Source organism: Bradyrhizobium sp. AZCC 2176 (assembly GCF_036924645.1).
GTDB lineage: Bacteria > Pseudomonadota > Alphaproteobacteria > Rhizobiales > Xanthobacteraceae > Bradyrhizobium.
The window spans coordinates 5216717-5235537 of the sequence record NZ_JAZHRX010000001.1 but is presented as its reverse complement, the minus strand read 5'-3'; the positions used below and the strand labels follow the sequence as shown (position 1 = coordinate 5235537).

Below are 18821 nucleotides of genomic sequence, written 5' to 3'. Positions count from 1 at the left end.
CCAGAAAGCAGCGAGAGGATTGCCCTTGTAGGCAAAAGCGCCACCCGATTCGACCTCTCTTACCAACCAATTGGTTTGATGTCCGAACTAATGTCGGAACGCTTCGGCCGGTTCGAGCGCGGCGGCACGCGAGGCGGGATAGACCCCCGACAGCAGACCGATCACCCCGCCGACAGCTGGCGCCAGCAAGGGAGCGAGCGGGTCGAGCACCGGGGTCCAGACCTGATACGCCGAGACACCCACCACGATCAGCACGCCGACGCTGGATCCGAGCAGTCCCCCCACGACACCCATGGACGCACTCTCGATGAGGAACTGTGAAGCGATGTGGCGACGAGTAGCGCCAATGGCACGGCGCAGTCCAATCTCCGCAGTCCGCTCCATTACTCCCACCAGGGTGATATTTGCGATCCCGAGCGCGCCGACTACGAGCGACAGGCCGCCCAGCAGCAGGAACATCATATTGAGATCGGTTTGCACGTCGTCGCGCACGCGCCGCGGCTCCTGCGGCAGTTGCACGCGAAGCGTGCGCGGGTCGTCCGGCCGAAGTGCCGCCCGCGCCTGCAGCGCGATCAGGGAAGCGGCGCCGATCTTCGTCTCCACCACCACCATGCCAGGCCCGAACAGACTGAAATGCCGTCGCGCCGTGCCCTCGGGAATGATGACCGAACCAAGCAGTTCCGGCTTTCGCACCACGTCTCGGAGGATACCGATCACGAGATAGAGTTCGTCCCCGACATAGATCGCGGGCAGCCGCTCGACGCCGGTGATGCCTAGGCGGCGCGCGGCATCGGGGCCGAGGATCGCAACGCGCTCGGCGCGGGCAGAATGCCCCCCGTCGATAAACCGTCCCGAGGCGAGGTCGGCACGCACGGCGCGAAACAAATCCGGCGAGGCGGCGCGCACCGCCAGTTTGAATGCGGTCTGATTGGCGGGATCCACCACCGGCGAGGCGCTGACGAGCATGTCGTGGACATTGACGTCGCTGAGCAGGCCCGCGGCCACGACACCGTTCAACCGGACCAGCCGTTCCGGCGCGTCCCATGGAATGGCACGTGGATCAATCGTGCCGGTCGCCATTCCCGGCCGCGCCGTGATGAATAATTCCGTGGCCGCGAGTTGATCGAACTGACTGATGATGCGGTTACCGGCGGTTCGCGTCAGCCCGATGGTGGCGACCAGCGCCGACATACCGATCACGATGCCAAGCACCGTCAGCGCCATCCGGGCCGGACGCGCAATCGCCCCGGCGATGGCCTCGGAGGCGAGGTCGCGCATCGTGATCCCGGACGCCGCGATGCGCGCCCTGGATGGAGGTGGCAATGCCGTCTCGCTTCCACCAAAGAGCTCGCCATCCTTCATGTTGACCCGGCGCGAGCTCCGGCGCGCGACGTTTTCGTCGTGCGTCACGACGACGATCGTCATGCCCTCCTTGTTGAGCTCGGTGAAGAAATCCAGGATCGACTCGGTGTTCTTGGAATCGAGATTGCCGGTCGGCTCGTCGCACAAGAGCAGGCTCGGTGATCCCATCAGGGCGCGGGCGATCGCCACCCGCTGACGTTCGCCGCCGGACAATTTGGAAGGCAAGAAATTGGCGCGATGCTCGAGGCCGACGCGGCGAATTTCCTCCATCGCCCGCTCGCGTCGCCCGCGTCCGGCCTGCCGGCGGTATACTTCCGCCAGCATGACGTTCTCAAGGACAGTGCGATAGGGCAGCAGGTGGAATGACTGAAAGATGAATCCAACGCGGCGGCTGCGCAGCCCGGCCCGCTCATTCTCGCTAAGCTTCGTCGTTTCGATACCATCAAAAACGTACTGTCCGCTGGTTGGCCGGTCGAGGCAGCCGAGGATATTCAACAGCGTGGATTTTCCCGAGCCGGACGGACCGGTTATCGACAGCCATTCGCCGCGCCGCAAAACGAGGTCGACATCGACCAATGCGTCGACCGCGGGATCGATCCCGAATTGCTTGCACACTTTACGCAGATCGAGGACATGATCGGCGTCGGCTGCAGCCGCTTTGATCGGCACCGCCGGCCGCATGTCCTCCGCGAGCTTCATTTGACCGCGGCCGGCGGTGCCGTCGGCTCGGCTGTCTTATAGCCGACCACCACAAGTTGGCCGGGGATCAATCGTCCGTCGGGGGTGTTGACCTCGACATAGCCGCCCGTCGAAAGCCCCGGCTGCACGGTGACGTATTCCTGCTTGCCGCCGCGTTCGACCAGCACGCGCGATGTTCCGTCGGCGGCAAGCGACACCGCGCTGGTCGGGACCGCGGTGACCTCGCCCTTCGACGTTTCGATCGGAATTGTCAGCCGGACGGAAAACCCCGCCAGGAGCACAGGCGTAGTCTCCACCTTGACCCCGAGATAGAAGTGGTAGCCGTCCACGCCGCGCGTGCCGGGTGTGGTCGCCACCGTCTCGACGATCCCGGTCGCCTTGATCCCAAGCGCCTGCTCGTCGATCGCAACTTTCATCCCGGGCTTCACCAGCGGCGCGGCTTCAAGTGGCAGTTGCGAGTCGATGCTGAGCTGGTTATCCGTCACGCTCATGACCGGCCCGGAAGCATTGGCAGCGACTGCAGCGGTCACCTCGTTGACGCGGATCGGAAGCGAGGGGATGAAAACGACCTCGTCCGCCGGCACCTGCACGCCAAGCTTCGCGCGCGCGGCCGTGAGTTCGGCGTTCAGCCGCTGTGCTCGTTCGCTTGCGACCTTGACGTCAAATTCAGCGAGCTCTTGCTGTTCCAGCGCGGCGCGTACGCTGCGCTCGCCTTCGAGGCGGGCCGCCTTCACGGCTCCCTCGGCGACCCGGATGCGTTCCTCGGCCAGCGCGGCCTCGCGCGCCGCGGTCTGAATCGCCAGATCGGCTTCCAGCTTCGCCTTGCGCTGCGCGGCACGCGCCACTTTAAGCTTGGCCTCGGCCGCGGCGCGCGCCGTTTCGGTCTGGCGCGGATCGAGAACGATCAGGGCACGATCGGAGACCTGCGTGGCGACGTCGGCACTGGCCGCCGTCGCGGAATGCGCGGCCCGCGCACGTTCGGTCTCAAGCGCGAGGGATTTTCCGGCCCGCGCGTCTGCCAGCTGGCGGCTATCGCCAACGCGCGCGGCGCTGTCGAGCGCGGCCTGACGAGCGTTCTGCTCCGCGATCGCCCGCGCGGCGGCGACCGCTTTCACCGCTGTTTCGCGCGTGGCCTCGGCCGCAAGCTGGGCGCGCGCGGCATCCGACCATTCTCGCTCGAGCGCCGCGACGGCAGCGCGCTGTTCGCGGGTCGGTGCGTAAGGATCCCAACCTGCCTTTTTATACATGCGCTCGACGGCGGCGGATGTCCTCTGATCGTAATTGCCATCGACTGTGCCCGGATCGAAGCCAAGACGAGCTAAGGCTTCTTCGAGCTGGCGGACATCGCCACCGCTGGTTCCGGGCGCCATGTCGCGAAAAGCCGGTGTCGCGCCGCTGAGGACAAAGACCGGACGGCCGGATGCGGATAGAATCACCTCGCCTTCTCCAAAGTTCGTATTGGGTCGGGGCAGCGACGAGATCAGCCCGACGCCTCCCTTGACCGTCGAAGGCGCGATCGAAATCGGCTGCGGCAGTCCGAAGCGGACCGTGCCGCGGGTGACCACATCGGAACTCAGTACACGCGACTCCACAGGCACAAGGATCGCGGATGGCTCGGGCGCTGCGGTGCGCGCCGCCATTTCCGCCGGCGACTGGATCCTGGAGCCCATGTACCAGGCGCCAAGCGCCATGCCCCCAACCGCGCCCAAGATAGCCCAGAGAACGTTTACGCGCTTTGCGACCATGCCGTAGTCCCTCCCGCCATCGACAGCGTGCGGGCCATCTTCGCAGGAAGCGTTGCGTTCGCTTTCGTCATGCGATGCGCTGCCAGGAAAATGAGATTACTCATAGCCGCCGATCTGGGAAAGTACGGGAGTGTACATCCTAATTGGTCTATTGCACTTTCCGAGAGAACAGCTCCTCCTGGATCTTCTCCTCGACTGGCGTCAGTACCTCCTCCTGCATTTTGAAGCTCCTGGCCGCGACCAGGCGCTCGTAATCCTGCAGTTTCCGCAGAGCGGCTTTCTGGTCCGGCGACATCTTGGTCGCCAACAGCTTGCCGCCCTCGGTCAGCGTGCTGAGCCGGTTCCGCAGGTCGGGTTCGATTTCGTCCGGGTGGCCGTATTCGAAGCCGGCCTTCTTCATCTCCCGCTGCCAGAACCCAAGGGCGGCCTTCATCCGCGGGTCCTTGTTGATGAGCGCGTCCTGAGGATTGTAGTGGCTGGCCTTCAACTGATCCGGTTTGAATGTTTCAGTGAGGGCCTTGCGTGTGCAACCGCCGGTCCGCGACAAATCCTCGATCTCTAAAGCAACCGCGAAGGTGCTACTCACGTCGTCCCCCAACAACGCGCGATTGTAAGCGACCTGATCCGCGGGGGAAAGCTTGCGGAAAATTTGCACATTGCGTTCGCCGAGGCCGACGCGGGCGGGACTGTAGCCGGTGGCGAGCTGAGGCGGCAAACCGGTATAGAAGGTAGATACGCCAAAGCCATAACGGCTGACGAACTCCTCCTCACTGAGGCCCGGAAGCTTTTTGTCCGCCGCCATGCCCGCCCGCACCGTGTTGTGGTCGGCCGCCACGTACTGGAAGCCTTGTTCGCGCATGCAGCGCGCGATCAGTTCCTCGGTCTTCTCGATCGCCTGAACCAGCTCGCGTGGCGACATACCGAACTCTTCAGTACCAAGACCCTTCGGCGCCTGTGCCTGCGCCGCCGCCATCGCCGGCGCGAGCAGGACGGCGAACAGGCCCGTGCAAATTGCCCTTCTCATAGCGGTATCCTTTCCAATACGAACCTCGTATGCAGCCGGTATATGTCAGTCCGTCCCAATAATCTTTCCGGTTTCGATGTCGACGAAGACGTCCTTCTCGCCCTGCTCCGGTGATTGGATCTCGATCACGTAGACATTCTTGCCGCCCTTTTTCTCGATCGCCACGTCGGTGACTTTGCCGGGGATGCGCTCAAGCGCAATCTTCTTCGCCTGTTCTTCCGTGATCTTTGCCGCAGGCGGCGCACGCTCTTTCGAAGGGCCCGGTTGCTGGGCCTGCACGACGGCCACGGCTGGCGCAACAAGAAGAAGACTGGCGAGCAGGCCCCAGTGGATCGTCCTCTTCATGGCGGTATCCTTCCCGTTCAATCGCTACGCCGGCACGGAACACGGAGGGATCGCCCGTGATCCACGATTTCGTCACCCGTGGGAGGAGAAACCCGTGCGACGAAAATCGTGGATCAGGGCGCTCGCACCGTTCACATCAGTCCGTTCCGACGATCTTTCCGGACTCGATGTCGACGAAGACGTCTTTCTCGCCATCCTTCGGCGTCTGGATCTCAACCACGTAGACATTCTTGCCTTTCTTCCGCTCGATCTTCACGGACGTAGCCTTGCCGGGGATCTCCGCGAGCGCGATCTTCGTCGCCTGGTCTCCCGAGACCTTCGCCACGGGCGGCGTATACTTCAGCGGCTTGTCGCGCAGCTTCCCGATGCTTGAAACGTCCGAGGCCGGATTGTCCTTCGGCAGCGCGGCGGAAGCGACGAGTTTGCCGTCGGAAGTGTCAAGCACAACACCAACGACCGGACACCAGATCTTGTCGGTGATGTCTTTCAGGTTGATTAGACCCTGCTCGCGAACCCGGACGCAGTTCTTGAACGTCCCCGCCGGAACCGTGATTTCGATGCCGGCTTCCATGTTCTCGGCGCCGCCATAGGCCTGGTTCTGGCCGCCGTCGAATATATAGCGGCCGCCCACCGTGAACGTGCCGGGCATCAACAGACCCGGTTCGGCGACGCCGTCGCCGTCGAGATCGCCCGCCCGCCATGTGCCTTCAAAAACCGGTTTTCCTTCCTCGTTGATTTCCCAACTCACCTCGCCGAAGGCATAGACGCTGTTGGTGGTCTTATCGACGGCGAACCAGTTGAGCGCGCGCTGTGTCAGGACGCCATCCATGTATTCTTCTTCCTGCACAACCGCCGTCTTGAATTTGCCGATACCGGGAAGGTCGAAATCCTCGGTGCTATCGAGGACCACGGTCTCCTTGCGATATTTTCCGTCCGGGTGATCGGGCCGCTCATGCACGTGCTTGTGGCCCGGCACGATCGGGTAATAGAGCGGGTTGACCCCGTGCGGGACGATGTTCTCGGCTTTCAGATTCCAGTCCTTCAGCGACGAGTAATCCTTGCCGCTCTTAAAGCGCGGTTCGTCTTTGATATCGCCCGCGACCGCGCCGCCAGAGACCACGAACCCGGCCGTCATCAGAACGGTGCCCGCCATGAACGCGGCACGCCACCTGGCCAGCCGGCCAGATTGCTCGCTCGCCGTCTTCATCTGTCGCTCCAAACCCTGCTTGTCGAACATGTGAATGCCTCCAGTTGCGGGCGGCGGTCCGGCCAACTATCGCCCAAGGTTGCGGAAGTTTTCAGCCCGATGTGGCCGTTGGGCCGATCTGCCATTTCGCGAGCGGGCTGGATCATCGCGCCCTCGCCGTGGTGAAGCCGGCTTCGATGAACGACCGGTTGCCGTCCTTTGCGACAGTCCCGATCGCGAATTTGTAGGCCTTGCCGGCGCGCAGGAACCCTTCAGGTACCGTGAAGGATCTTGCTGAGCCCGGCAGAAGCGCCCGGATTTCGTAGGCCGAGCCGGTTTGCTCGATCACGACTGTGCAGCCCTCGATCCCCTCCGGCACAGACCAGCGCAGCGTCAGCGCGGTGGCGGGCACGTCTTTCTGATCAGGCCGCGGATATTCGAACGCGGCGGGTTTCGGGAACACGTGACTCAACCGCGCCTCACCGCGCAGGCTCGCCCCCTTGGTCGTCGTTCCCTCGAAACGATATGCGCCCGCCGGGAAATCCGCCCGCACGATCTTGTCATCATCGGGCTCGGGCGATTCGAGCGTGAGACTGCGAATTCCCAGCTTCGAGTCCGGCGATCTGAGGTCGATCACCGTGCGCTCGCCCGGCGCCATCACCTTCAACGCGGCCAGCCCATCCTCCGCGCCGGTGGCCTCGAACCGGATCTCGGCATCATGATCCTGTACATTGCGTTCGAGATATACGGAGAGCTTTTCAAAGCGACCATCCTCGGCCGTGGCTGCTGTGATCGGACACGCAAGTGCGGACAGAGCCGCAGCAGCGGCAACAATCCAACCGTTGTGGCGATGTACGGTCTTCATGTCACACGCTCCCGGATAGCTGTGCCGCTCCCGGAACGGCCACACGATCCGTCGACGAACCGGTGCCGCGGCCGAAACGCAGATAAAATGCAGGCAAGATGAACAGGTTGAGCAGCGTCGATGTCACGAGGCCGCCCAGAATGACGACCGCCATCGGGTATTCGATCTCGTGGCCCGGCAGGTCGCCGAAAATGATCAGTGGCAGGATCGCGAGCCCGGCAGCGCCGGTCGTCATCAGGATCGGCCGTAACCGCTCGCTCGCGCCGCGAAGCACGAGCTTCATGCCGAAAACCTCTCCCTCATGGCGTTCCAGATGCTGGAAGTGATTGATCATGATGATCCCGTTGCGGGCGGCGATGCCAAGCACCGTCAGGAAACCAACCAGCGAGCCAAGGGAAATCACGCCTCCCGCCAGCCACGCCGCCAGCACGCCGCCGACCAGCGCCGAAGGAAGGGTCACGAAGCTGAGCGCTGCCAGCCGCCAGCTTTCAAAAGACTGTTGCAGAAGGACGAAGATGACAGCGAGCGCGAGGACGGAGAACAGTTCGAGTCGCCTGCGCGCGGCGCTTAGTTCCTGATATTCGCCTTGCAACACGGCGTAGTATCCGAGCGGAAACGCAAGCTTGTCCAAACGCGACTGCACGTCCGTGGCGACCGCGCCGAGATCGCGTCCTTTGACATTCGCCTGCACGTCGATCCGACGGGAGCTCGCCTCACGCTTGACGACGTTTGGCGTCGGCCGAATGCTGATGTCGGCTACTTCCGCCAGCTTGACGCGCTGCCCGGTCGGAGTGTCGATCAGCATCTCGCGGACCGAGTCGACGCTGTGGCGGGCATCCGGCGAGGTCCACACCTGCACGTCGTAAGTGCGCCCGCCGATAAAAATATCGCCGACCTCGGTTCCAGCCATCAGTGATGCGGAGGCACGCCGGACATCACCCGGCTTCAAACCGTAGCGTTGCGCCTCCTCCAGCTTCACCGTCACCTGAATGTGCGGTACTTCGACCATCAACTCCTTATGCAGGTTGACGAGGTCCGGAACGTCCGCGAGCGCCGTGCGGACCTCCTCTGCCTTGTCCCTCAGAACCTCAAGATCCGGGCCGAAGATGCGGACGACGATCGCCTCTCCTGCGCCGGTCAGGACCTCGCGCATCCGTTCCTTCAGATAGGTCTGCACGTCGCGGTAGAGGCCGGGATAGCCCTCCACCATTTCCTCGATCCTGGCATGCGTCTTGTCGTAGTCGGCGTCCTTGCTGATGCTGATCCAGTTCTCCCCGAAATTGACGCCGACGACTTCGTCAGCGGCGAAGGCCTGGCCTATATGGGCGCCGAAGTTTCGTACGCCCGGAATGGCGCGCAGTTCCTTGCTCGCGCGGGTCGTGATGCGCAGCATCTCGGGCAGCGACGCGTCGGGGGTGGTAACCCAGTGCATCAGGAAGTCGCGCTCCTTGAACGAAGGCAGCAGCGAGTGGCCGAGCAGCGGCCAAACACCGATCCCCGAGAGCATCACTATTCCGACAGCGATATAGGCCATGCGTGGAGCCCGGGTGACGCGTTCCAGCAAGGGCGCATAATGGCGCAGCAGCCAGACGATGACAGGTGATTCACGCCCTTCGAGTCGCGCGCCACGCAGCAGGATCAGGCAGAGCGCCGGCGTCACCGTCATCGCCGCAACGAGCGAGGCCGCAATCGCGAGCACGTAGGCGGCAATCAGTGGCTTGAAGAAGGATCCGGTCAGGCCCTGCATGAACAAGACCGGCACGACCGCCGTGACCACGATGAGGGTCGCGTAGACGATCGGCGCCCGCACCTCGAGTGAAGCGTCCAGAATGATGCGCGCCGTGCTTCGCGTGTCTCCTGCGCGCCGCGCAAGACGAAGTCGCCGCATGATGTTCTCGACGTCGAGGATCGCGTCGTCGACGACAACCCCCAACGCGATGACGAAGCCGGCCAAGGTCATGGTGTTGACCGTGGCGCCGGACATGAACAGAACGAGGCCGGCCGCCAGCAGCGAAAGCGGGATAGCAATGATGCAGACGATCGCAGTACGCCACTCGTAAAGGAAGAGGAGTATGATTCCTGTGACCAGCAGGCAGCTCAGCAGCAGTGCCCAGGACAGGTTGTGGATCGAGTCCTCGACAAAAGTCGCCGGCCGGAAGATTGTCGTGTCAATCTCGACCCCTGGAAGGCCAGGCTTCATTCGCTCCAGCGCGTCCTCCACCCCACGGGTGACGGCGAGCGTGTTGCCCCAGGGAAACTTTTCGACAATGAGCATGAGGCCCGGGCCGTCGTTGATGACGGCATCGCCGATCATGCCCTGCGGCGCATAGACCAGACTGGCCACGTCGCTCAGCAACAGCGGCGGTTTCCCGGCCGGTCTGGTCACCGGCACCTTGGCGAGCGTCTCAGGTGTGACGCCGCCGCCGACGAAGCGAAGCTGAAAGCGCTGATTGGGTGTTTCGACGAAGCCCCCGGTACCGATATGCGCGCCGCGGGCATAGCGCAGCAGACCAACGTCGAGGGCGTCGGAAACCGCCTCCTGCACCTGGTCGAGTGTAACGTCCACCTCGGCCAGACGCTTCGGATCAACCATGACCTGAAGCATCTTGAGCTGCTCTCCCCAGATCGCGATGTTCGCAACGCCGGGAACTCCGAGCAGCCGTTGCCGGATCGTCCAATAGGAGAGCATCGACAAGTCCATCACGGACTTCTCCTTGGAAGTAATGCCGACCTTCATGATCCGGCTGGTGGAGGACAATGGCGGCATCATGAACGGCGGCGCCGCCCATGTCGGCAGGCTCTTCGTCGCGAGCGCCATTCGCTCGCTGACCAGTTGCCGCGCGCTGATCCCGTCGACGCCCGTCTTGAAGATCAACAGGATCGACGACAATTGCGCCACCGACTTCGAACGCATCACGTCAATGTCCGGGACGCCGTTCAGCGCGTTTTCCAGCGGCACCGTGACGAGTTGCTCAACTTCGGCGGATGAAAGCCCAAGACAGATGGTCTGGATCTCGACCCGGGGTGGCGCGAATTCCGGGAATACGTCCACGGGTACGTCCCGCAGTCGTGCGAGGCCAAACCAGGTCAGCACCACTCCAAGGGCGAGGACGAGATAACGAAAGCGCAGACTCGAACCAATAATCAGCCTCATCATCGGAAAAAATCCCCCCACTCAGGCCGAGGCCGCCGTGGAAAATCAATTTCGACGCACAGCTAGTGACCTACCTTCACCTCTGTGCCGAAGACCTGTGGCACTCCAGCCGCAAGCACCTTCGTACCAGCGGGGGGCCCGTCCGTCAGATACACGTTGTCGCCCTTGATGGTATCGATCAGCACCGCGCCGCGAACGAAAGTCAACGGATCGGCGCTGATATAGACCCACGTCTTTCCGGTTAGGTCGTAGAGAACAGATGCGTATGGCACGATCCGGCGACCCGACGGATCGGCGCGCACCTCGTCGATCACGATGCCGAGCCGTTCAGCCGCTTTCGGCGTAAGCGTCACCTTCATGATCTTTGCGTCATTTGTGGCCTCGACGCGCGCTGGCATGATCTTCTTGACTGCCGTCTCAGCGGCCAGTGCTGATGCACAGGGCACTGCGAGGCACGCGATAAATGCCGTGACCATCAATGCGTTGAAGCGGGCCATGGGACGTTCCCCCCTTTTGACGACCTTCGAAGCGGCACAAGCGGCGGTCATGATGCGGTCTCCATTTCAAGATCGAGCCGATCGGCCGTCCAGCCGGCGCCGAACCGCAAGTAAAGCGCCGGCAGCACGAGCAATGTTCCGAGCGTCATGGTAACGACGCCGCCCAAGACCGAGAGCGCGAGCGGGTGTGCGATTTCGAGTCCGGCGACATCGCCCATGAACGCGAACGGAAGCACCAGAGCGAGCGTCGTCGCCGATGAGGCGATGATGCTCGGGAACTGTTCCTGGACGCCGCGACGTACCAGCTTTTCGCCGAACGGCTCCCCCTCGTTCAATTGCAGATGCTGAAAATGGGCGACCAGACCAATACCCTGCCGCACCATCAGTGCGAGCACCGCTGCCAGACCCAACAAAGAGCCAAGCGAGAAGTGACCATCATTGATTGCGGCCGCAGCGAGGCCGCCAAGTGCAGCGACCGGTACGCCGAGTAGCGACAGGGCGCTGAGTGTCCAACTGCGGAGCACCGCCTGCGTCAGCAGGAACATCAACGCCGCAGCCGCCGCCATGTAGCTATATATCGATCGCAGAGAAGCTCGCTGCTCCTTGTATTCGCCGAGCACCTCGGCACGGTGCTCGAACGGGAAAGCGATCTGTTTAACGTTCCGGGCGACATCATCCGCCACATCACCGAGCGCCCGCTCGTCCACTTTCGCGGAAACATCGATACGACGCGACGACCCCTGCCGCTGGATGATGCTGGTGGCCGGCGCGATGCGGACGTCTGCAACCTGAGCCAGGCGAACCTGGGACCCGCTATCGCTATTGATCATCAGATTTCGCACATCATCGATGTTGTCGCGCAACTCCGGCCGCCCCCAGACAACCACGTCGAAAACCTTCTGGTCCTCGAAAAGCGCACCGACGGTGATGCCGCCGACCATCGCGGAGGTCGCCCTGCGGACGTCGCCCGGCTTGAGGCCGTAACTAGCTGCGCGATCGAGATCCACCTTGACTTCGATCGAGGGTTCTTCGACCTGTAGTTCGACCCGGGGATCTTCAATGCCGGGGATCTTCGCCATCGATGCGCGGATCTCCTCCGCCTTGGCGCGAATGATATCGAGGCTGTTGCCATAGACACGCACGGTGATGGAATCCGGGTCACCGGTGAGCGCCTCGCGCAGCTTGGTGGACAGGTACGTCCCAAGCTTGCCACGCATCCCTGGATAGGCGGTGATGGCGGCTTCGACGGCATCCACCGTTGCTTCGCGATCGGCCTTCGGATCGATGTTGACCCACACTTGCCCCGTATTGACGTCCGTCGCACGTTCGCAGTTGCAAAGCACAGCCCGTCCGAGATTGGCGAACGCGTTCTGCACTCCCGGGATCTGCCGCAGGTCGCGGATCAGGTTCTCGGTCGACCGGATCATTGCCTGCAGCGAAGTGCCGGGCGGACCCTGCCATTCGATCACAAGATCGGTCTCTCTGAAGCTGGGGACCATGTTGCGTTCGAGTGGGCTCCAGAGCGCGAAGCACGCGATCGCCGCCGCGACGCAGGCGCCTATGCAGGCGAGCGGCGCGCGGATGACGCGGCCGACAATCCGATCGAAAGGCCTGGCCAACCTATTGATGACCCAACCGCCCACCGGGATCAGTGGCGCATTGACGAGCAGTGCCGCGGCCAGCGCGGGGGTCACGATCAACGCCACCAGCATCGAGATGGACACGGCGGCAATATAGGCCCAGGCCATCGGCGCGAAGAACGCAGCGGACCGGCTGTACATGAACAGAACGGGCAGCACTGCGAGTACGACGATCAGCGACGCGTACAGCATCGGCCGACGCGTTTCCAGCATCGCACGGACGACGACCATGAAGCGGAGCCGACCGTCGCGTTGCGTCGCACGCAAGCGGTGCAGCACATTTTCGGCGTCGATAATACTGTCATGCACGATCACGCCGGACGCCATCAGCAGGCCGCCGACGACTATCATACTAAGCGAGATTCCGACGGCCTTTAACAGAAGTTCAGCGCAGACGAACGACAATGAGATCGCGGCTAGCGCGATAACCGCGGTCCTCCAGTTGCCCATCAGAAGGCCAAGCACGACGGCGACCAGGATGATCGAAATGAGCATGACGTTGCCCAGATTACTGGTCGCGCGTTCGATGAAGCTCGCGGGATGGTAGATGGTCGTATTGATCTCGATACCGGGCAGCCCGGGTTTCAGTTCGTTGAGCGCGCGCTCAACGCCGCGCGTCACGTCCAATGTGTTGAAGCCGGGGAATTTCTCGATCGCCACCATCAGACCGGGGTTTTCGCCGACAATGGCGTCTCCGATCAGGGCCTGATGCCCCTCCACGAGATAGGCGACGTCGCCGACGCTCGTGGTCGTGCCGCTGAGCGGCACCTTGGCGAAGGTACCCACGGTGGAGATCGGCAGCTGGTGACGGATGCTGAGCCGCTGGTTCGGCGTTTCGATGAAGCCGCCGGTGCCGGGCGTGGATGAGTTCAGGTAGGTGAGCGGCGAGGACCACACCGCCTCACCTGTCGTCTTGATCACCTGATCGAGCTTGACGCCCTTCTTGTTCAGGTTCCGGGCATCGACAAGCACCTGCACCTGCCGCTCGCGCTGACCCCATATCGAGACATTCGCCACGCCCGGAACTCCGGCGAGGCGCGGTGCGATATTCCAGCGCGCCTGGACGGACATGTCGATCAGTGAGACGGATTTCGAACTCAGGCCGATGTTCATTACTCGGCTGGCCGAGGAAACCGGCTGAAGCATAACCGGCGGGCTGGAGACGTTCGGTAGCGCGTGCGCCTGCGTCAGCCTTTCCTGCACCATCTGGCGCGCTTTCATCAGATCGGTGCCGGGCGCGAAGATCATCTCGATCGTCGAAAGTCCCGCCATCGATTCCGACTGGATGACCTGAAGCCACGGGACGCCATTAAGCAGGTCCGCCTCCAGCGGCACAGTGATCAGCGATTCAACCTCGGCGCTGGAGAGGCCAAGCGATTCCGTCTTCACGGTGAGCGAGGGCAGCGCCAATTCGGGGATGACGTCGAGCGGCTTGTTCCTGACGTCAACGGCGCCGAGGATCAGTAGGCCCGAGGCGGCGACTACAATGAGGGTGCGTAAACGCACGCTAGAGGATATGAGCCACGCCAACATTTCGACGCCCCCCATTTAACCTCTGATTGTTTTCGATCTGTGGCTGTAGTCGAACTCCGTTTGCGAAGGCCCGTTGAATGCGGGATTTTCTGACCGCTGTGTCGCTCCTGGAGGCAACACAATTGTTCACCCACTATTATTCCCCACGAGTCCGAATTTTTTGTCGGCCTTGCGCCGGCTTTATTTCGGTCGTGCTAACGCCATAGTGAGGCTTCGCCGTAATCAAAATTCCGCAATGCTGACTTTCGTGGACCAGACCGAGGACCAGATTAAGGCGAGTGGAAATTTTAAGTTGATATTCCTGTCGGCACAATCCACCCATTTGGATTACATTCTGGTTCCAATTGGGTCACGCGTGTTTACGCACTTTGCAAGCTTAGGTGAAAAAACCGTGCCGCCACTTGAAGTTGCCTGACCGCCGCCCGAGGCTGTTCGCGGCTCCTCCTGTAATTTAGATACATCACTTTGGATATATCACTTCGTGGCGCTTGCGTAATTCGTCATCCGCGTCACTCTTATCCCAACATTGCTGGGGGGCTCCGGCAATCATTTGCTCCGCGTTGTTGAGCGGGCTCTTGTCTGTAGTCGGCCTGACGGATGAAACGCTGGCTGAGACAGTCTGATTACCAGAGCGGAATTGTTGTGAACGAGTTAGTTCGACGATGTGAGTGACGTCGAACGGCGGTAGTGATGGGGCCGCGTATGATCTGGGGTAAGCGGGATGAGCGCGTCGCCGGATCTGGGCGACGTTGGCACGCTGCGGAAACTAGCACCGTAAAGTCAACTACGCGCGGCCGGTACCGCGCCTACTCCGTGTACCCATTTGTCTTTCACGCCGCGCCCGCATTGTTCAGCCTCGCCCTGCTCGTCCCTTCCCATGCCGCCGCCGCGGAGAACGAGGACATCGCAGTTCTCCGGCGTATGCTCGGAGAGCTAAAGGCGGAGAACCGCAAACTTTCCGAACGTCTCAACGCCCTGGAGGGGACATCGCCGGTGCGGCGGACCAAGCCCGCGGCGGTGCACCAACATCCGGCGCCTGCTGTGACTGCGGCGAAGCCTGCACCCACGGCTCTGTCACCGCCCGTCGATCCGCCCGCACTGCCCGCTCCAGATTTGTCGGAAGCCGCAGCGAAAAGGCCACTTAACGAGCGTGTAAGAGAGCTGGAGATCGGCTGGGCGGCGAACGAGAACGCGACGCGCCAGATCCTCCGCGACACGCTCAACAAGACCGGACCGAAGATCAATAACTTCCTCTCGCTGAGCGGCGTGGTTGAAGGCGTGGCCTCACGGGCCGGCTCGTTCACCGGCCCCACACAAGAAAACCTGCAGCTGGGTACGGCGGAACTCGATTTCGATATCAAACTGAGCGACTGGTTGACCGGTGCTCTGGTTCTCCACTTCGACAGCGGCACTGGCGCAATATTCCCGACCGGGAATCAACCAGTGGTGCCGACCAACGTCCCCGGCGTAGGCGTGGATCGCTTCACGCTTGATCGGACTCACATTTCAGTCGGCGATCTAATGCAATTCCCGATCGCGGCCCGCTTCGGCGTGGAGGTTTTGCATTTCGGTACGTCCACGGGCGTGGCACGCCTGGATACGCTCTCGATCGGCACTCCGCTGACGACCGAGGTGTTTGAAAACCGTCAGACGGCGGGAGGCCTGGAATTCGCCTGGCCAACCCCACCGCGGCAGCCGCCGCCGGCGCCCGTCGTTGTTCCACGCGTCAGTCCGTTGGTCGTCGCACCGGCCGTGAGCCAACTGATGCGTTGGCTCGGCTACACCCCGCTGCCTGAGCGTCCGTTCCGACCTACGCCAGTCACATTCCCGTTCGACCCGGCGCCCTTTTACGGCTCAGTCATGACCTACAGAGGCAGCGACAGCATCATCCCCGGCCGGACGAAAATCGACGATTACAATGCCAGTCTCGGCTTCCGGACGAGGGGCCATTGCGGCGTGCCCTATGATCAGTTGAAGGACTCGCTGGTTTGTCCATGGACCCTTGACTTCCATGTCGACTACGACACCTCCGTTTTCGAAAGCAGATTTTTGCGTACGTCCTACCTACCGTTCCTGAATCAGATCGGCCGGATTCCTGGAGTGGCCGCGAGCCTCAAGACCAGTTTCGGCCCGTTCGCTTTCGTGGGCGAGGTAAATGCCGCAATTCAGGACGCCAGGTTTGTCGATGGGCTCGGCATTGCGCGGAACATGATGCCGATGACTTGGCAGGCCTCGATTGCCTACCAGTTCGACTGGAACCCGTGGATAACGGAGATCGGCGCGCAGGGCGATTTCATCTCGGTGGGATATTCCGGCAGCAAAGACATGGCGGGCGCATCGATCCTGCAAAACGGCGTGCCAACCCGGATCGGATTCGTCCCGCAACACCGGCTTTTCCTTACCGGAGGCGAGTGGGTCATGGATGGGCTGAAGGTGGCGGTGGAATATTCAGCCAACTGGGACTACCCGGTTAGCCTCGGCGGGACGGGAAAGGTCGCGCATGGTGCGTTCGGACTGATCCAGCTCAATTTTTGATCCGTCTGCGTCCGCGCTTGGAGAACGAGCCAAAATCCTGGAAGCATCGTCACGACAGATGGAGTGAGCAGGCCGATTCCCGCCCTCCATAATGAACGCAAGAAGATTAATGACTCCCGGTTACCGGCAAGATGCACTTGCGCTGTCGGTCGGAGCGATGGTGCGCGTTCCCACGCGCAAGCATAGAGCGCAGCCGCAGCGAATTGTGAAAAGTAAACGTGCCGCAATTCACCGACATATGGCGACTGGCGAGCAACAACCGAACCCGATCACTCCTGCGATCCGAGAGTTCTTGCTAGCGACGCGCGCTCCCAGATGTCTCAGTGATCGAGAGCGAACGCTATCGTGCGCCATTCGCAGGATGGCGGTCGCAATGATGTCCAGCAAGGCCGTGATGATAGCGCTAAGTGGAGTAGATATCGACCTGCTGAGCAGTGTGACCCGATCCGCCACGAAAAGTGCTCACCTACCGTGAACTGTGATGCGCCGGCACAACGATGCAAGAGCTTGCTGCGGCGAAGGACCGGCGTTTAAGCAGCAGTTAATACTTTTGCGCAAATGATAGACAACCAGCGCAACATAGATCGTCGCAAGAAGTGCGAGCAGAACTCAGGCCCCTTATGAGGGATTAGCATGAGAACGCTTCTCATTGGTGTTCTGGCTGCGACCCTGGTTGGCTGTAGCTGCCTATTACCGCCGCAAGCGAGCATGGAAGCATGCACGGACGCGAGCGGGTCCGGCTGTCTCAACGGGATGGCGGTCAGTCGGTCGATTGAACCGGCGCCAGCGTCATCCAAGACCAATTCCGCGACAACAAAACTCAAGTCCACGATCGCGACGAAGACGGAAAAGCCGTCGATTGCCGACGTCCGCGACAGGCCCCAACTCGCCGAGAAAAGGGCGAAGTCCACCATGATCGAAGCGAAAGTCGAGGCTCCGGCATCTGGTCGGCCCGCTGAGATGTCCGATCCGGTCATTATCAAGGCGAGGACCACGATTGCTGCGAAGTTGGAGGACCCGGCATCTGCCGAGTTCGGTGAGATGAAACGGGCCATCCGCAAAAATACGCTCGGAAAGTCCGTCGACACCATTTGCGGCCGTGTCAAAGGAAAGAAACCGTCGGGCGAAGATACCGGAGATAGGCCGTTTCTATATCTCGTGACGGAAGATGAAGCATACGTCGTCGACGGTCCCGCGAATTCGGCGGCGGCGAGCGCGTATCGCAATATTTGCAGCAGCTAGCCTGGAACAACGGAACCGCTGCCAAGATCTATTGCAACGGACCAGAAGGTCCCCTGACGACGTTCCTGACGAACTTGAAAGTCGGAAGCACGTCGCGATCAGCAGCAATTCGCTGCAGAGTGTGTGGGGCAGACTTGCTCCATGGAAAATGGAAATCAAAACTGGTGGAGTACTCAGCGTTTCTCTGAACTCGAGGATATCATGGACAACGATCTTATTAATCTCGCGGAACTAGCCCAGGGGTCACCGCCGGTGCTCGTGATCATCGAGCAACATGTCCTGGCGCGTACGTGCATCCTCAATATCCTCAAGAGAGAACTCACTGGATTCGAGATCGTCGAGATGGCAACGACGAGTGGCCTGAACTCATTATCCGGCAGAGATATCCGCTTGATTGCGCTGAATATCGGGGACAAGCAGATCACTGACCCTTCGATCGAGGAAAGCCTTGCCCTCCTCGCAGAATCCTGCCCGAAAGCGTCTGTTGCCGTGTTGTCAAATCGCAACGACGATGCGACGGCTTCAGCTGCGATGCAACGGGGAGTGCGCGGCTTTTTTCCGACATCGATCCCGGTCGAAGTCGCTATCGCCGGACTGCGCCTGGTTCTTGCCGGCGGGGTCTACCGACCGTTACCGATCGTTGGGCAAAATGGAGCGTCGAACTTCAAGGCGATATCGGAATGTCCCGACGCGCCCGAGCTATTCGGAGCTAACGAAGGTAACGGCGCCACCAGGATTGTGCCGGAGAAGGCGATGGTCGACCTTACGCCACGCGAACAACATGTGCTCGAGGCGCTGCAGCTCGGCCTTCCCAACAAGTTGATTGCCGTCAGGCTCAAACTCTCGGAAAACACCGTAAAAATGCATATTCAACGTATCATGCGAAAATGCTCCGCGCATAACCGCACCGAGGCGGTCATTCGCTGGAGCCGGCGAGCCAACGGTCATGCGCAGCCCTCACGCGTGCGATCATCTTGAGAGTTTCCTGAACTCG

The 18821-nt window shown here is 61.6% G+C and carries 12 protein-coding genes; 3 read left to right on the top strand and 9 right to left on the bottom strand.

Going from position 1 to position 18821, the window contains the following annotated elements:
* Positions 1-87 precede the first annotated feature (87 nt).
* From V1288_RS24585 to V1288_RS24545, 9 genes are all read right to left on the bottom strand, one after another.
* Positions 88-2061 carry an ABC transporter ATP-binding protein/permease gene (locus V1288_RS24585; RefSeq protein ID WP_334359496.1) on the bottom strand — a complete coding sequence of 658 codons (1974 nt, stop codon included), beginning with the start codon at positions 2059-2061 and terminating at the stop codon, positions 88-90.
* Complete coding sequence (locus V1288_RS24580; protein WP_334359495.1) at positions 2058-3701, bottom strand: peptidoglycan-binding protein; 1644 nt, start codon at positions 3699-3701, stop codon at positions 2058-2060. The genes V1288_RS24585 and V1288_RS24580 overlap by 4 nt, the downstream gene beginning before the upstream one ends.
* A 253-nt stretch (positions 3702-3954) precedes the next feature.
* Positions 3955-4830 (bottom strand): hypothetical protein, encoded by an 876-nt coding sequence (locus V1288_RS24575; protein WP_334359494.1) that lies wholly within the window; start codon positions 4828-4830, stop codon positions 3955-3957.
* Between the two features lie 45 nt (positions 4831-4875).
* Entirely contained in the window at positions 4876-5175 is a 300-nt protein-coding gene (locus V1288_RS24570; protein ID WP_334359493.1) for a PepSY domain-containing protein, read from the bottom strand.
* Positions 5176-5311: 136 nt separating this feature from the next.
* On the bottom strand, positions 5312-6412 hold the full coding sequence (locus V1288_RS24565; protein WP_334359492.1) for a PepSY domain-containing protein: 1101 nt from the start codon (positions 6410-6412) through the stop codon (positions 5312-5314).
* 112 nt (positions 6413-6524) lie between these two features.
* Positions 6525-7226 carry a hypothetical protein gene (locus V1288_RS24560; RefSeq protein WP_334359491.1) on the bottom strand — a complete coding sequence of 234 codons (702 nt, stop codon included), beginning with the start codon at positions 7224-7226 and terminating at the stop codon, positions 6525-6527.
* Position 7227: 1 nt separating this feature from the next.
* Positions 7228-10383, bottom strand: coding sequence for an efflux RND transporter permease subunit (locus V1288_RS24555; protein ID WP_334359490.1), 3156 nt, complete (start codon positions 10381-10383; stop codon positions 7228-7230).
* 59 nt (positions 10384-10442) lie between these two features.
* Entirely contained in the window at positions 10443-10877 is a 435-nt protein-coding gene (locus tag V1288_RS24550; protein WP_334359489.1) for a hypothetical protein, read from the bottom strand.
* Positions 10878-10924: 47 nt separating this feature from the next.
* A complete protein-coding gene (locus V1288_RS24545) occupies positions 10925-14023 on the bottom strand; it encodes an efflux RND transporter permease subunit (RefSeq protein WP_334359488.1) in 3099 nt (1032 codons plus the stop codon).
* 840 nt (positions 14024-14863) lie between these two features.
* Here V1288_RS24545 and V1288_RS24540 point away from each other — a divergent pair.
* From V1288_RS24540 to V1288_RS24530, 3 genes are all read left to right on the top strand, one after another.
* On the top strand, positions 14864-16585 hold the full coding sequence (locus tag V1288_RS24540; protein ID WP_334359487.1) for a hypothetical protein: 1722 nt from the start codon (positions 14864-14866) through the stop codon (positions 16583-16585).
* Between the two features lie 633 nt (positions 16586-17218).
* Positions 17219-17827: a hypothetical protein gene (locus tag V1288_RS24535; RefSeq protein WP_334359486.1), complete on the top strand. Its 609-nt coding sequence runs from the start codon at positions 17219-17221 to the stop codon at positions 17825-17827.
* A 201-nt stretch (positions 17828-18028) separates the two neighbouring features.
* Positions 18029-18805: a response regulator transcription factor gene (locus V1288_RS24530; protein WP_334359485.1), complete on the top strand. Its 777-nt coding sequence runs from the start codon at positions 18029-18031 to the stop codon at positions 18803-18805.
* Positions 18806-18821: the final 16 nt, after the last annotated feature.

Bases quoted from the DNA above. Each gene is read 5' to 3' on its own strand.
- V1288_RS24585 (WP_334359496.1), bottom strand. From the start codon at position 2,061: ATGAAGCTCGCGGAGGACATGCGGCCGGCGGTGCCGATCAAAGCGGCT.
- V1288_RS24580 (WP_334359495.1), bottom strand. From the start codon at position 3,701: ATGGCGGCGCGCACCGCAGCGCCCGAGCCATCCGCGATCCTTGTGCCT.
- V1288_RS24575 (WP_334359494.1), bottom strand. From the start codon at position 4,830: ATGAGAAGGGCAATTTGCACGGGCCTGTTCGCCGTCCTGCTCGCGCCG.
- V1288_RS24570 (WP_334359493.1), bottom strand. From the start codon at position 5,175: ATGAAGAGGACGATCCACTGGGGCCTGCTCGCCAGTCTTCTTCTTGTT.
- V1288_RS24565 (WP_334359492.1), bottom strand. From the start codon at position 6,412: ATGTTCGACAAGCAGGGTTTGGAGCGACAGATGAAGACGGCGAGCGAG.
- V1288_RS24560 (WP_334359491.1), bottom strand. From the start codon at position 7,226: ATGAAGACCGTACATCGCCACAACGGTTGGATTGTTGCCGCTGCTGCG.
- V1288_RS24555 (WP_334359490.1), bottom strand. From the start codon at position 10,383: ATGATGAGGCTGATTATTGGTTCGAGTCTGCGCTTTCGTTATCTCGTC.
- V1288_RS24550 (WP_334359489.1), bottom strand. From the start codon at position 10,877: ATGGCCCGCTTCAACGCATTGATGGTCACGGCATTTATCGCGTGCCTC.
- V1288_RS24535 (WP_334359486.1), top strand. From the start codon at position 17,219: ATGAGAACGCTTCTCATTGGTGTTCTGGCTGCGACCCTGGTTGGCTGT.
- V1288_RS24530 (WP_334359485.1), top strand. From the start codon at position 18,029: ATGGACAACGATCTTATTAATCTCGCGGAACTAGCCCAGGGGTCACCG.